General features: G+C 66.4%; 14 protein-coding genes. 12 read left to right on the top strand and 2 right to left on the bottom strand.

The features are described from left to right. Position 1: 1 nt before the first annotated feature. The 11 genes from lpxD (at position 2) to ABL840_RS22605 (ending at position 11,358) form a co-directional block, all read left to right on the top strand. Positions 2–979, top strand: coding sequence for a UDP-3-O-(3-hydroxymyristoyl)glucosamine N-acyltransferase (gene lpxD / locus ABL840_RS22655; RefSeq protein WP_093306388.1), 978 nt, complete (start codon positions 2–4; stop codon positions 977–979). 23 nt (positions 980–1,002) lie between these two features. Beyond that, a complete protein-coding gene (fabZ, locus tag ABL840_RS22650; protein WP_093202918.1) occupies positions 1,003–1,452 on the top strand; it encodes a 3-hydroxyacyl-ACP dehydratase FabZ in 450 nt (149 codons plus the stop codon). 31 nt (positions 1,453–1,483) lie between these two features. Continuing rightward, positions 1,484–2,272 carry an acyl-ACP--UDP-N-acetylglucosamine O-acyltransferase gene (gene lpxA / locus ABL840_RS22645; RefSeq protein WP_093306390.1) on the top strand — a complete coding sequence of 263 codons (789 nt, stop codon included), beginning with the start codon at positions 1,484–1,486 and terminating at the stop codon, positions 2,270–2,272. 10 nt (positions 2,273–2,282) lie between these two features. Then, on the top strand, positions 2,283–3,431 hold the full coding sequence (lpxB, locus tag ABL840_RS22640) for a lipid-A-disaccharide synthase (protein ID WP_093306392.1): 1,149 nt from the start codon (positions 2,283–2,285) through the stop codon (positions 3,429–3,431). Then, positions 3,403–4,125: a ribonuclease HII gene (gene rnhB / locus ABL840_RS22635; RefSeq protein ID WP_093306441.1), complete on the top strand. Its 723-nt coding sequence runs from the start codon at positions 3,403–3,405 to the stop codon at positions 4,123–4,125. The genes lpxB and rnhB overlap by 29 nt, the downstream gene beginning before the upstream one ends. An 11-nt stretch (positions 4,126–4,136) precedes the next feature. Next, a complete protein-coding gene (locus tag ABL840_RS22630) occupies positions 4,137–4,922 on the top strand; it encodes a TrmH family RNA methyltransferase (protein ID WP_093306394.1) in 786 nt (261 codons plus the stop codon). Between the two features lie 142 nt (positions 4,923–5,064). Continuing rightward, a complete protein-coding gene (carA, locus tag ABL840_RS22625; protein WP_093202317.1) occupies positions 5,065–6,258 on the top strand; it encodes a glutamine-hydrolyzing carbamoyl-phosphate synthase small subunit in 1,194 nt (397 codons plus the stop codon). Beyond that, positions 6,251–9,499, top strand: a complete 3,249-nt coding sequence (carB, locus tag ABL840_RS22620; RefSeq protein ID WP_093202314.1) for a carbamoyl-phosphate synthase large subunit — start codon at positions 6,251–6,253, stop codon at positions 9,497–9,499. The genes carA and carB overlap by 8 nt, the downstream gene beginning before the upstream one ends. Positions 9,500–9,510: 11 nt before the next feature. Beyond that, positions 9,511–10,380 (top strand): Kdo hydroxylase family protein, encoded by an 870-nt coding sequence (locus ABL840_RS22615; RefSeq protein WP_093306395.1) that lies wholly within the window; start codon positions 9,511–9,513, stop codon positions 10,378–10,380. 64 nt (positions 10,381–10,444) lie between these two features. Next, on the top strand, positions 10,445–10,921 hold the full coding sequence (gene greA / locus ABL840_RS22610) for a transcription elongation factor GreA (RefSeq protein WP_093202309.1): 477 nt from the start codon (positions 10,445–10,447) through the stop codon (positions 10,919–10,921). Between the two features lie 11 nt (positions 10,922–10,932). Beyond that, on the top strand, positions 10,933–11,358 hold the full coding sequence (locus ABL840_RS22605; protein ID WP_176947596.1) for a DUF4149 domain-containing protein: 426 nt from the start codon (positions 10,933–10,935) through the stop codon (positions 11,356–11,358). Between the two features lie 63 nt (positions 11,359–11,421). On the opposite strand, the gene ABL840_RS22600 is transcribed toward ABL840_RS22605, so the two are convergent. Together ABL840_RS22600 and ABL840_RS22595 are read right to left on the bottom strand one after the other, a co-directional pair. Next, complete coding sequence (locus tag ABL840_RS22600) at positions 11,422–12,180, bottom strand: glycosyltransferase (protein WP_176947597.1); 759 nt, start codon at positions 12,178–12,180, stop codon at positions 11,422–11,424. A 5-nt stretch (positions 12,181–12,185) separates the two neighbouring features. Beyond that, positions 12,186–12,665, bottom strand: a complete 480-nt coding sequence (locus ABL840_RS22595; RefSeq protein WP_093202307.1) for a YhbY family RNA-binding protein — start codon at positions 12,663–12,665, stop codon at positions 12,186–12,188. A gap of 33 nt (positions 12,666–12,698) precedes the next feature. Here ABL840_RS22595 and ABL840_RS22590 point away from each other — a divergent pair, with 33 nt between their 5' ends. After that, a complete protein-coding gene (locus tag ABL840_RS22590) occupies positions 12,699–13,367 on the top strand; it encodes an RlmE family RNA methyltransferase (protein ID WP_093306397.1) in 669 nt (222 codons plus the stop codon). The last annotated feature ends 161 nt before the right edge of the window (positions 13,368–13,528 follow it).

Below are 13,528 nucleotides of genomic sequence, written 5' to 3'. Positions count from 1 at the left end.
CGTGTCGCTGCAGCTCGGAGCCATTGTCGACGCCCTCGGGGGCGAGCTTCATGGCGATTCGGCGCTGTCCATCGAGCGGCTCGCGCCGCTGCAGAATGCGCAGCCCGATGCGCTCAGCTTCCTGAGCCATCCCAAATACCAGCAGGAGCTGGCGGCCTCGAAGGCTGCCTGCGTGATCGTATCGCCCGCCATGCGGGATGCGGCAGCGGCGCGCGGGGCTTTCATCGTCACGCCCGATCCGTATCTCTACTTTGCCCGCCTCACGCAGCTCTGGAAGGCGCACCATGCCCGTCCGGAGCCTGACCGAATCCATCCCAGCGCAGTGATCCACTCCGAGGCGCAGGTCGACGCCACGGCACGCATCGGCGCGCTGTGCGTGGTGGAGCGGGGCGCGCGCATCGGTGCGGGCACCGTACTGAAGTCGCGCGTGACGGTCAGCGAGGACTGCATCGTCGGCGATCGCTGCCTGCTCCACCCGGGCGTGGTCATCGGCGCCGACGGCTTCGGCCTGGCGCCGCACAAGGGGCGCTGGGTCAAGATCGAGCAGTTGGGAGCGGTGCGCATCGGCAACGACGTCGAGATCGGCGCCAACACCTGCATCGACCGGGGCGCGCTCGACGACACCGTGATCGAAGATGGGGTCAAGCTCGACAACCTGATCCAGATCGGCCACAACGTGCGGGTCGGCAAGAACACCGCCATGGCGGGCTGCGTCGGCGTGGCCGGCAGCGCGACCATCGGCGCCAACTGCACGTTCGGCGGCGGCGCCATCGTGCTGGGGCATCTGACGGTGGCCGACGGCGTGCATGTGTCGGCTGCGACCGTGGTCACCCGTTCCATTCATAAGGCCGGCCAATACACCGGTATGTTTCCCATCGATGACAATGCGAGCTGGGAAAAGAACGCTGCAACGCTCAAGCAGTTGCACAGCCTGCGCGAACGACTGAAGGCGCTGGAGAAGGCTCCCTCGAAAAAATGACGACGATGCAGGAACAGAAAATCATGACGACGACGCTCGATATCCATCAAATCCTCAAGCTGCTGCCTCACCGCTACCCGTTCCTGCTGGTGGACCGCGTGCTGGACATGGAAAAGGGCAAGCGCATCACGGCGCTCAAGAACGTGACGATGAACGAGCCGTTCTTCAACGGCCACTTCCCGCACCGTCCGGTGATGCCGGGCGTGCTGATGCTCGAGGCCATGGCCCAGGCCGCGGCGCTGCTGTCGTTCCATTCGCTCGACATCGTGCCGGACGACAACACCGTCTACTACTTCGCGGCCATCGACGGCGCGCGTTTCAAGCGCCCAGTGGAGCCCGGTGACCAGCTGACGCTCGAAGTCGAGATCGAGCGCATGAAGGCGGGCATTTCCAAGTTCAAGGGCCGCGCCCTGGTGGGCAGCGAACTCGCCTGCGAGGCTTCGCTGATGTGCGCCATGCGCCAGATCAGCTGACACGCCCGCAGCAAGCCGTTTCTTCAAAGGCATGACCCAGGTTCATTCGACGGCCGTCGTCGACCCCCAGGCACAGCTCGATGCCTCGGTGTCCGTCGGGCCCTACACCGTGATCGGCCCGCACGTGCGGATCGGCGCGGGTACCACCATCGGCGCGCATTGCGTGATCGAGGGGCGCACGACCATCGGGCGCGACAACAGGATCTTCCAGTTCTCGTCGCTCGGCGCCATTCCCCAGGACAAGAAGTACGCCGGCGAGCCGACCGAGCTCGTCATCGGCGACCGCAACGTGATCCGCGAGTTCTGCACCTTCAACCTCGGCGTGCCGGGGGCTGGCGGCATCACGCGTGTCGGCAGCGACAACTGGATCATGGCGTACACGCACATCGCACACGACTGCCGCGTTGACGACCACACCACGCTGTCTAACAACACCACGCTGGCCGGGCATGTGCACCTGGCCGACTGGGTCACGGTCGGCGGGCTCACGGGCATCCACCAGTTCGTCTCGGTCGGCGCCCACGCCATGCTCGGTTTTGCCAGCGCCGTCACGCAGGACGTGCCGCCCTTCATGCTGGTCGACGGCAATCCGCTGGCCGTGCGCGGTTTCAACATCGTCGGCCTGCGCCGGCGCGATTTTTCCGCCCAGCGGCTCGCTGCGGTGAAGCAGATGCACCGGCTGCTGTATCGCCAGGGCAAGACGCTCGACGAGGCGCGTGCGGGCATCGCCGCGCTGGCGACCGAAATGCCCGAAGCGGCCGGCGATGTCGCGCTGATGGAGGCCTTCCTCGCCAACTCGACGCGCGGCATCGCGCGCTGAAGTGACGGCGATGCAGACGGACGGACAGCGACGCTTCGCGCTGGTCGCGGGCGAAGCGTCCGGCGACCTGCTCGCCGGCCTGCTGCTCGACGGTCTACTGGCCCGTTGGCCCGATCTCCAGACCGCCGGCATCGGCGGCCCCCGCATGCTGGCCCACGGCTTCCAGAGCTGGTGGCCCCAGGAAAAGCTCGCAGTGCGCGGCTACATCGAGGTGCTGCGGCACTACGCGGAAATCGCCGGTATCCGCCGCCAGCTCAAGGCCCGGCTGCTGCAGGAGCGGCCCCAGCTCTTCATTGGCGTGGATGCGCCGGATTTCAACCTCGACCTGGAAGCCGGCCTGCGCAGCCAGGGCCTCAGGACGGTGCATTTCGTCTGTCCGTCGATCTGGGCCTGGCGGCCGGAGCGCATCGAGAAGATCCGGGCGGCGGCCGACCACGTCCTGTGCATCTTCCCGTTCGAGCCCGAATTGCTGGCGGAGCAGGGCGTGGCAGCGAGCTACGTCGGCCATCCCGTTGCCAACGTGATCCCGATGACGCCCGACCAGGCCGGTGCGCGTGCCAAGCTGGGCCTTTCGCCCGAGGCGCCGGTCGTCGCCTTGCTGCCGGGCAGCCGCCGTTCCGAGATCCGCTACCTTGCCGCTCGCTTCTTCGCCGCCGCTGCGCTGATGCAGAAGGCGCGGCCCGAACTCCAGTTCGTGGCCCCCGTCATCCCGGGCCTGCGCGTCGAGGTCGAAGCCTTGCTCCAGGCCAGCGGCATGGCCGGGCGCGTGAAGTTGCTCGACGGTCAGTCGCACGCCGTGCTGGCCGCCTGCGACGTCACACTGATCGCCAGCGGCACCGCCACGCTCGAGGCGGCGCTGTTCAAGCGGCCGATGGTCATCGCCTACAACATGAACGCGCTCTCGTGGCGTCTCATGCGGCGCAAGCAGCTGCAGCCCTGGGTGGGCCTGCCCAACATCCTGTGCCGGGAGTTCGTCGTTCCCGAGCTCCTGCAGGAGGCCGCCACGCCCGAGGCGCTGGCCGAGGCGACGCTGGCCTGGCTCGGCGCGCCGGAGAAGACGCGGGCGTTGCAACAAAGATTTTCAGAGCTGCATGTGCAATTGCAGCGCGATACGCCCACACTTTGCGCCGATGCGATCCAGAAAGTTCTTGAAGGCTGAGCAGGCCCCGCTGGCGTGGGATGCACCGGGCCTGATCGCGGGTGTCGACGAGGCGGGCCGCGGGCCCCTGGCGGGGCCGGTGGTGGCCGCGGCCGTGATCCTCGACGACATGCGGCCCATTCGCGGCCTCGCGGACTCCAAGACGCTGACAGCCCTGCAGCGCGAGCGCCTGCATGACCAGATCCTCGCCAAGGCGCTGTGCTGCTCCATCGCGCAGGCCTCCGTCGAGGAAATCGACACTCACAACATCCTGCAGGCGACCATGCTCGCGATGCGCAGGGCGGTGGAAGGGCTGCGGCTCAAGCCGGTGAAGGTGCTGGTCGACGGCAACCGCCTGCCCACGCTGGACGTGCTGGCTGAAGCCATCGTCAAGGGCGATGCGAGGGTCAAGGCGATTTCAGCTGCCTCGATCCTGGCGAAGGTGCACCGCGACCGGCTCTGCGAGCAGCTTCATACCGAATTTCCGCATTACGGCTTTGCCGGCCACAAGGGCTACGGCACGCGCGAGCACCTCGAGGCGCTGCAACGGCACGGTGCCTGCGTGCATCACCGTAGGTCGTTCAGCCCGGTGGCCGCGGCGCTGGCCCGCACGGGCGGCGTGCTGAACGTGGTGGTGCCCGCCGAATCCGAGCAGCCGGTAATGATGGCCGGCTCCATGGAGGTCGCGCGCCCCGACCTTCGCGCCGCGCCCTGAAGCCCGCAACGATGACTTCCGACACCGGCGCCAGCCACATCAGCTCGCGCGACAACCCGTTGCTCAAGGACCTGCGAAAGCTCGCGCAGGACCCGGGCGCCTACCGCAAGCTCGGCCGGCTCTGGCTCGAGGGCGACCACCTGTGCCGGGCGGCGCTCGCGCGGGGCGTCAAGCCCGCAATTGCAGTGTTCTCGGAGTCTTTCTGGCCCAAGGCGCCCGCCGAGTGGTCGGTTGGTGCTATCAAAACGGTAGTCGTCGCCGACGATCTGCTGCGTGGCATCAGCGGGCTCGAATCGCCGGCCCCGATGGGCTTCGTGCTCGACGCACCGGTCCGGCCTGAGCTATTGCCCGACGCTCCCACCGTGGTGCTCGACCGCCTTCAGGACGCAGGCAACGCCGGCTCCATCCTGCGCAGCGCCGCCGCCTTCGGCTTCACCCAGGTGGTCGCGCTCAAGGGAACGGCGGCGCTGTGGGCTCCGAAGGTGCTGCGCGCCGGCATGGGTGCCCATTTCGGCCTGCGGCTGATCGAAGGCGTGGACCTCGACGTGCTCGACGGCCTGAAGGTGCCGCTGGTGGCGACCAGTTCCCATCGCGGCGAATGGCTCCACAAGGCCGATCTGCCGCATCCCTGCGCCTGGCTCATGGGGCACGAGGGGCAGGGCGTTTCGCCGGCGCTGGAGGCCCGGGCCACGCGCCATATCCGCATCGCGCAGCCGGGTGGGGAGGAGTCGCTCAACGTGGCCGCCGCCGCCGCAATCTGCCTGCATGCGAGCGGAGCAGCCCTGCAGGCCGAATAACACATCCAGTCCGGGCTACAATCGGGGGCTTACTCGCAAATCAGCGTCGCCCGGCCGCCTACAACGCCATCCTCCCCTTAAGCAGCAGTCCCCAGGCATCGCGCCTGAGGCTCCGGGCGACCGTAACCATCCGGAGAACCCAGTGCTTTTGTCTCTCAAGGGAAGTTTCCCGCCCGCCATCCTGGCGCTCGCAGACGGCACGGTCTTTCTCGGCAATTCGATCGGAGCCGCCGGCTCCACGACCGGTGAAGTGGTGTTCAACACCGCCATGACCGGTTACCAGGAAATCCTCACCGACCCGAGCTACTGCCAGCAGATCGTGACGCTCACGTATCCGCACATCGGCAACTACGGCGTCAACGGCGAGGACATCGAAGCCGACAAGATCCATGCCGCGGGCCTGATCATCAAGGACCTGCCCCTCGTCGCCTCCAACTTCCGCAAGACCGCCACGCTGACCGAATACCTCGTGTCCGGCAACACCGTGGCCATCGCGAACATCGACACCCGCAAGCTCACTCGCCACCTGCGCACCAACGGCGCGCAGAACGGCTGCATCCTGGGCTTGGCCGCAGGCGAGACCGTGACGCAGGCGCTGATCGACAAGGCCATCGCCTCCGCCAAGGCCGCGCCGAGCATGGCCGGCCTCGACCTGGCCAAGGTGGTGTCGGTCAAGCAGACCTACGAATGGACCGAGACCGAGTGGAAGCTGGGTTCGGGCTACGGCGTGCAGATCACGCCGCGCTTCCACGTCGTCGCCTTCGACTACGGCGTCAAGAAGAACATCCTGCGCATGATCGCCCAGCGCGGCGCGCGCATCACCGTTGTGCCGGCGCAGACGCCCGCTGCCGACGTGCTCAAGCTGAAACCCGACGGCATTTTCCTGGCCAACGGCCCTGGCGACCCGGAGCCCTGCGACTACGCCATCAGCGCCGTCAAGGAGCTGATCGAGACCGGCATTCCCACCTTCGGCATCTGCCTGGGCCACCAGATCATGGCGCTGGCCTCGGGCGCCAAGACCTTCAAGATGAAGTTCGGCCACCACGGCGCGAACCATCCGGTGAAGGACCTCGACAACGGCCGCGTGAGCATCACCAGCCAGAACCACGGCTTCGCGGTCGACGAGAAGTCGCTGCCGGCCAACCTGCGTCCCACCCACATCAGCCTGTTCGACAACACGCTGCAGGGCCTGGCGCGCACCGACAAGCCCGCGTTCTGCTTCCAGGGCCACCCCGAAGCCTCGCCGGGCCCGCACGACATCGGCTACCTGTTCGATCGCTTCACGGCACTCATGGAAAAGAACAAGACGGAAAAGACGGAGAAAGAGAATGCCTAAGCGCACAGACCTCAAATCGATCCTCATCATCGGCGCCGGCCCGATCATCATCGGCCAGGCCTGCGAGTTCGACTACTCCGGCGTGCAGGCCTGCAAGGCCCTGCGCGAAGAGGGCTACAAGGTCATCCTGATCAACAGCAACCCCGCGACGATCATGACCGACCCGGCCACGGCCGACGTCACCTACATCGAGCCCATCACCTGGCAGACGGTCGAGAAGATCATCGCCAAGGAACGCCCCGACGCGATCCTGCCGACCATGGGCGGCCAGACCGCGCTGAACTGCGCGCTCGACCTCTGGCGCAACGGCGTGCTCGACAAGTACACGGGCGCGGCCACCAACAAGCCCGTCGAGCTGATCGGCGCCACGCCCGAGGCCATCGACAAGGCCGAAGACCGCCTGAAGTTCAAGGACGCGATGACCAAGATCGGACTGGGCTCGGCCCGCTCCGGCATCGCGCACACGATGGACGAGGCCTGGGCGGTGCAGAAGCACGTGGGCTTCCCGACCGTGATCCGCCCCAGCTTCACGCTCGGCGGCACCGGCGGCGGCATCGCCTACAACCCGGAAGAGTTCGAGACCATCTGCAAGCGCGGCATCGAAGCCTCGCCGACCAACGAGCTGCTGATCGAAGAATCGCTGCTCGGCTGGAAGGAATACGAGATGGAAGTCGTGCGCGACAAGGCCGACAACTGCATCATCGTCTGCTCGATCGAGAACCTCGACCCGATGGGCGTGCACACCGGCGACTCGATCACGGTGGCACCCGCGCAGACGCTGTCCGACAAGGAATACCAGATCCTGCGCAACGCCTCGCTGGCCGTGCTGCGCGAGATCGGCGTCGACACCGGCGGCTCGAACGTGCAGTTCTCGATCAACCCGAAGGACGGCCGCATGGTCGTCATCGAGATGAACCCGCGCGTGTCGCGTTCGTCGGCGCTGGCCTCCAAGGCCACGGGCTTCCCGATCGCCAAGGTCGCGGCCAAGCTGGCCGTGGGCTACACGCTCGACGAGCTGCGCAACGAGATCACCGGCGGCGCCACGCCGGCGTCGTTCGAGCCCTCGATCGACTACGTCGTTACCAAGATCCCGCGCTTCGCCTTCGAGAAGTTCCCGCAGGCCGATTCGCGCCTCACCACGCAGATGAAGTCGGTGGGCGAGGTGATGGCCATGGGCCGCACCTTCCAGGAGTCGTTCCAGAAGGCGCTGCGCGGCCTCGAAGTCGGTGTCGACGGCATGAACGAGAAGACGCAGGACCGCGAAGTGCTCGAGAAGGAGCTGGGCGAGCCCGGCCCCGAGCGCATCTGGTACGTGGGCGATGCCTTCGCCCAGGGCATGAGCGTCGAGGAAGTGTTCTCGCTCACGAAGATCGACCCGTGGTTCCTGGTGCAGATCGAGGAGATCGTGAAGATCGAGCTCGAACTCGAAACCAAGTCGCTCGACGACATCGACGCCGCCACGCTGCGCCTGCTGAAGCAGAAGGGCTTCTCCGACCGCCGCCTGGCCAAGCAGCTGCGCACCACCGACACGGCCATCCGCGAGAAGCGCCGCGCCCTGGGCGTGCGCCCGGTCTACAAGCGCGTGGACACCTGCGCGGCCGAGTTCGCCACCAACACGGCCTACATGTACTCGACCTACGAGGACGAGTGCGAGGCCGACCCGAGCGACAAGAAGAAGATCATGGTGCTCGGCGGCGGTCCCAACCGCATCGGCCAGGGCATCGAGTTCGACTACTGCTGCGTGCATGCCGCGCTCGCCATGCGCGAGGACGGCTACGAGACCATCATGGTCAACTGCAACCCCGAGACCGTGTCGACCGACTACGACACGTCCGACCGCCTGTACTTCGAGCCGCTGACGCTCGAGGACGTGCTCGAGATCGTCGACCGCGAAAAGCCGCTCGGCGTGATCGTGCAGTACGGCGGCCAGACGCCGCTGAAGCTCGCGCTCGACCTGGAAGCCAACGGCGTGCCGATCATCGGCACCTCGCCCGACATGATCGACGCGGCCGAAGACCGCGAGCGCTTCCAGAAGCTGCTGCACGAGCTCAAGCTGCTGCAGCCGCCGAACGCCACCGCGCGCACCGAAGCCGAAGCCCTCGAGAAGGCCACCGAGCTGGGTTACCCGCTGGTGGTGCGGCCGAGCTACGTGCTGGGCGGCCGCGCGATGGAAATCGTGCACGAGCAGCGCGACCTCGAGCGCTACATGCGCGAAGCCGTCAAGGTCAGCAACGATTCACCTGTGCTGCTCGACCGCTTCCTGAACGACGCCGTCGAATGCGACGTCGACTGCCTGCGCGACGCCGAGGGCCAGACCCTCATCGGCGGCGTGATGGAACACATCGAGCAGGCCGGCGTGCACTCGGGCGACTCCGCCTGCTCGCTGCCGCCCTACAGCCTGAGCGCCGAGACGGTGACCGAGCTGAAGCGCCAGAGCGCCGCGATGGCGGCCGCGCTGAACGTGGTCGGCCTGATGAACGTGCAGTTCGCCATCCAGCAGAAGGACGGCAAGGACGTCATCTACGTGCTCGAAGTGAACCCGCGTGCCTCGCGCACCGTGCCCTACGTGAGCAAGGCCACCGGCATCCAGCTCGCCAAGGTGGCGGCACGCTGCATGGCGGGCCAGTCGCTGAAGTCGCAGGGCATCACGAAGGAAGTGACGCCGCCGTACTTCAGCGTGAAGGAAGCCGTGTTCCCGTTCGTCAAGTTCCCGGGCGTGGACACCATCCTCGGCCCCGAGATGAAGTCGACCGGCGAGGTGATGGGCGTGGGCAAGACCTTCGGCGAAGCCTTCGTGAAGTCGCAGCTGGGCGCGGGCACGCACCTGCCGAAGTCGGGCAAGGTCTTCATCTCGGTGAAGAACAACGACAAGGCGCGCGCCGTCGAGGTGGCACGCGGCCTGGCCAAGCTGGGCTTCGAGCTGATCGCGACCAAGGGCACGGCTGCCGCCATCAACGCCGCGGGCATCGAATGCGCGACGGTGAACAAGGTGACCGAAGGCCGCCCGCACATCGTGGACATGATCAAGAACAACGAGATTGCACTGGTCATCAACACGGTGGAAGAGCGCCGCAACGCCATCACCGACTCGCGCCAGATCCGTACCTCGGCCCTGCAGGCCCGCGTGACCACCTTCACCACGATCTTCGGCGCCGAAGCCGCGGTCGAAGGCATGGGCTTCATGGACGAGCTCGGCGTGATCTCGGTGCAGGAAATGCACGCGCAACTGGCCACGGCCTGAGCGTCACAGCCATGGAAACGCAGCTCGTCGAACTCGGCCTGGCCGACTGGAACGCGGCCACGCCCAACGAGGCGTGGATCGCGGAGCTGGAGGCGGGCAAGGTGCTGTACTTCCCGCGCCTGGGTTTCGAGCTGCTGCGCGAAGAACGCAGCCTGCTCACGCCCAGCCTGCTGTCGCCGGACGTGCGCAACATCAGCCTCGATGCCAACGGCAAGCTCAAGGGCGCCGTGGGCGATGAGACGGTGCAGCGCACGGCGGCTGCGATGGTGGGGCGCTTCAGGGCGCAGGCCACGCAGCTCATCCACGGGCTGCTGCCGCACTACGCGCCGGCCCTGCGGCTGGCGCCTACCAGCTACCGACCAGCGCAGGTCGAGACGCGCGTGCAGTCGTGGCGCGCCGACGACCGGCGCTTGCACGTGGATGCATTCCCGTCGCGGCCGAACTACGGCGAGCGCATCCTGCGCGTCTTCACCAACGTGAACCCCGACGGCGCGCCGCGCGTGTGGCGCGTGGGCGAGCCTTTCGAGGACATCGCCAAGCGCTTCCTGCCGCGTGCCAAGCCGTACTCGCGCTGGCAGGCCAAGCTGCTGCAGGCGCTGCACGTGACCAAGTCGTTCCGCAGCGAATACGACCATCTCATGCTGCAGCTGCACGACGGCATGAAGTCGGACATGGCTTACCAGGAGAGTTCGCCGCAGGAAACCGCGAAGTTTCCGCCGGGTTCTGTCTGGGTGTGCTTCTCCGACCAGACTTCGCACGCCGTGATGGCGGGTCAGTACATGCTCGAACAGACCCTCCACCTGGACGCTTCCAAGCAATACAATCCCGCTTCGAGCCCGCTCGCCATCCTGAGCCGGCTGACTGGACGGACGCTCGTCTGAGCGCCGTCCCCCATCGACCGCCGAACGGCAGCGTTCGGCGGTTTCGCTTTATGGAGAACTAGATATGGCGACCATCCCCATCACCAAGCGCGGCGCGGAGAAGCTGCGCGAAGAACTGCGCCGGCTCAAGTCGGTCGAGCGGCCCGCGATCATCAATGCGATCGCCGAGGCGCGCGCCCAGGGTGACATCAGCGAAAACGCCGAGTACGAGGCCGCCAAGGATCGCCAGGGCTTCATCGAGGGCCGCATCCTCGAGGTCGAGGGCAAGCTGTCTGCCGCGCAGGTGATCGATCCGACCGAGCTCGATGCCGGCGGCAAGGTGGTGTTCGGCTCGACCGTCGAGCTCGAGGAAGAAGACAGCGGCGATGCCGTCAAGTACCAGATCGTGGGCGAGGACGAAGCCGACCTGAAGCAGGGCCTCATCAACGTGTCCAGCCCGATCGCACGCGCGCTCATCGGCAAGGAAGAGGGCGACACCGCCGAGGTGCAGACGCCTGGCGGCCTCAAGCGCTACGAGATCGTGGCGGTCAGCTACCTCTGATCGCCGCAGGCATGAAAGACCTGAAGGACCGTATTGCGCTGATGCTGGCTGCCTTCTGGTGGGGCAGCCTGACGACGATCGGCTTTCTCGTCGTGCCCATGCTCTTCGCGAAGCTGGGCAACCCGTCGGTGGCGGGCAATTTCGCGGCGCAGCTGTTCGAGGCGCAGAGCTGGATCGCCATTGGCTGCGGGGTGATCCTGCTGATCCATTTCAGGTCGAAGGCCGACGAGCGCATGAGCGGGCCGGCGATGACGACCATCTTCTTCATCCTCGGCGCGCTGCTGCTGGCGCTGCTGCAGCAATACGCGGTGGCGCCGCGCATCGTGGCTCGCGAGAACCTCAAGCTGTGGCATGCCATGGGCACCGGGATGTACTTCGTGCAGTGGCTGTGCGCCGGCGTGGTGTTGTGGCGCATCGGGGCCCGTACGGCAGGCTGAAGCGATGGCAGGGCAAGAAAAAAGGCGGCCCGGGCCGCCTTTTGCTTTTCCGCCTGTCGCTTCCTACTCTTTCCAGTATTCCGCGACCCAGCGAGCCGGCTTGATGAACCGGAAGGCTCGGTTGCGGCGGCCCGCAAGGGCGTCCGGCGGGTTGCACTCGCCATGGAACACCATGATTCGCGCGCCTTCGGGCACGAAGGGCTCTTCCCAGTAGTTGGTCGGCCAGGTCGGGATGCCGTGGTACTTGAAGCTCGGGCACCAGCCGTCGGGCCAGTAGGCCAGCTTTCCCTGCTTGTGGAGCACGTCCGACAGGTAGGTCTGCTCGTTTCGGTATTCGGCCTGGACCTTGTCCATGTTGGCCCGGAAATACGCCAGCACGTCGGCATGGGCGCCGAGCTCGAAGCGGTAGACCGAGGAGTTGCCCGTGATCCGGCCGCGTCGCCAGGGGCGGTCGTAGTCGTGGATGATCAGGAACTGACCCGGCTGCTCGAAGAAGGCGTCCAGGCTGCCCACGACGACCACGTCTAGGTCGAGGAAGAGGGCGGGGCCGCGCAGGCCGTGCAGGTCCTGCTCGAAGGTGGTGAGCTTCTTCCAGGCGCCGTCGCGCTGGCCGGGGGCCAGGTGCAGGTTGAGCGGCGGAATCGGCAGGCAGGTCACCTCGGGGCGCACGCCGTTGCCGTCGTCGGTCAGGCAGACGAACTTGAAGTCGCCGCTCAGGTGGCGGCGGACCATCGCGTAGAGGCGGTTGACGTATTCGGGGCCGTATTTCGTGCCCCACTTCATGCAGAGAATGTGGCGCTGGGCGCCTTCGGCGGCTGCCACCAGGCTCAATCCGCCTGGTTGCGCTTCTTGACCGACAGCGGCCGCTTCGCCTTGGCGCGCTTGATGGTGCCGCCGGGCGTCAGGCGCTGGTTGCCGAGCACGCGCAGCGTCTTGATTTCGGGGCGCTGGCCGCCGCGCTTGCTGTACTTGACGATCTTCACGTCGCGCGGGCCGGGCATGCGGTCTTCGTCGACCACGCGTTCCTTCTCGGCCTTCGGGCGCCACAGCACCAGCAGCTTGCCGATGTGCTGGATCGGGGCGGCGTCGAGTTCCTCGGCCAGTTCGCGCAGCATGGCGTCGCGGGCCAGGCGGTCATCGGAGAAGACGCGGATCTTGATCAGGCCGTGGGCCTTGAGCGCCGCGTCGGCTTCCTTCTTCACGGCAGGGGTGAGCCCGTCTCCACCGACCATGACGATCGGATCCAGGTGGTGAGCTTCGGCGCGATGCACCTTGCGCTCGGCAGGGGTAAGTTGAATGGCGGGCATCCCCGTATTATCGGCCCGTACACGAAGACCCCCATGAGCACCAAAGCCAAAAGCAAGAAAGTCAACAAGGCGTGGTTGCACGACCATATCAACGACCCCTACGTGAAGCTCGCCACGAAGGAAGGCTACAGGGCGCGCGCCGCGTACAAGCTCAAGGAAATCGACGAGGCGCTCGGCCTCGTCAAGCCGGGCCAGCTGGTGGTGGACCTCGGTTCCACCCCGGGCGCCTGGAGCCAGTATTTGCGCCGGCGCATGTCGCCCGGCGGCGCCGCGGCCGGCGAACTGAACGGAACCATCATCTCGCTCGACATCCTGCCCATGGAGCCCATCGAGGGCGTGACCTTCCTGCAGGGGGATTTCCGCGAAGACGCGCTGCTCCAGCAGCTGCTGGGCGTCCTGGCGGGCCGCAAGGCCGACCTGGTGGTGTCGGACATGGCTCCGAACCTCTCTGGCATCCATTCGGCCGATGCCGCCCGGGTGTCGCACCTGATCGAGCTTGCAATCGATTTCTCCCAGCACCATCTGAAGCCCGAGGGCGCACTGGTGGCCAAGGTTTTCCACGGTAGCGGCTACGACGAGCTGGTGAAGCTCTTCAAGGCCAATTTCCGCGTCGCGAAGCCCTTCAAGCCCAAGGCGTCGCGGGACAAGTCGGCCGAGACTTTCCTGGTCGGTGTAGGACTGAAGGCCGTGGATACGCCTTGAAACCGTGCCAAGCAACACGGCCGGCGGCACAAAGCCATGCCAGGCTATGGCCGCATTAGGGAAATGCCCGCTTTTCGTAGCTTGAAAAGCCTAAAATGGGGCGCAATTGCGTACCCACAGCGCGTTTTTTCATCCATCTGTCACGCGCCTTAGCCTGGAGT

It is taken from the genome of Variovorax sp. NFACC27, assembly GCF_048301545.1.
GTDB lineage: Bacteria > Pseudomonadota > Gammaproteobacteria > Burkholderiales > Burkholderiaceae_C > Variovorax > Variovorax gossypii.
The sequence above is the reverse complement of the archived record's forward strand: the minus strand, read 5'-3'. Positions and strand labels throughout refer to the sequence as shown.

Coding starts and splice junctions, on each gene's coding strand:
- fabZ (WP_093202918.1), top strand. CDS start 1,003: ATGACGACGACGCTCGATATCCATCAAATCCTCAAGCTGCTGCCTCAC.
- lpxA (WP_093306390.1), top strand. CDS start 1,484: ATGACCCAGGTTCATTCGACGGCCGTCGTCGACCCCCAGGCACAGCTC.
- lpxB (WP_093306392.1), top strand. CDS start 2,283: ATGCAGACGGACGGACAGCGACGCTTCGCGCTGGTCGCGGGCGAAGCG.
- rnhB (WP_093306441.1), top strand. CDS start 3,403: ATGCGATCCAGAAAGTTCTTGAAGGCTGAGCAGGCCCCGCTGGCGTGG.
- ABL840_RS22630 (WP_093306394.1), top strand. CDS start 4,137: ATGACTTCCGACACCGGCGCCAGCCACATCAGCTCGCGCGACAACCCG.
- carB (WP_093202314.1), top strand. CDS start 6,251: ATGCCTAAGCGCACAGACCTCAAATCGATCCTCATCATCGGCGCCGGC.
- ABL840_RS22615 (WP_093306395.1), top strand. CDS start 9,511: ATGGAAACGCAGCTCGTCGAACTCGGCCTGGCCGACTGGAACGCGGCC.
- greA (WP_093202309.1), top strand. CDS start 10,445: ATGGCGACCATCCCCATCACCAAGCGCGGCGCGGAGAAGCTGCGCGAA.
- ABL840_RS22605 (WP_176947596.1), top strand. CDS start 10,933: ATGAAAGACCTGAAGGACCGTATTGCGCTGATGCTGGCTGCCTTCTGG.
- ABL840_RS22595 (WP_093202307.1), bottom strand. CDS start 12,665: ATGCCCGCCATTCAACTTACCCCTGCCGAGCGCAAGGTGCATCGCGCC.
- ABL840_RS22590 (WP_093306397.1), top strand. CDS start 12,699: ATGAGCACCAAAGCCAAAAGCAAGAAAGTCAACAAGGCGTGGTTGCAC.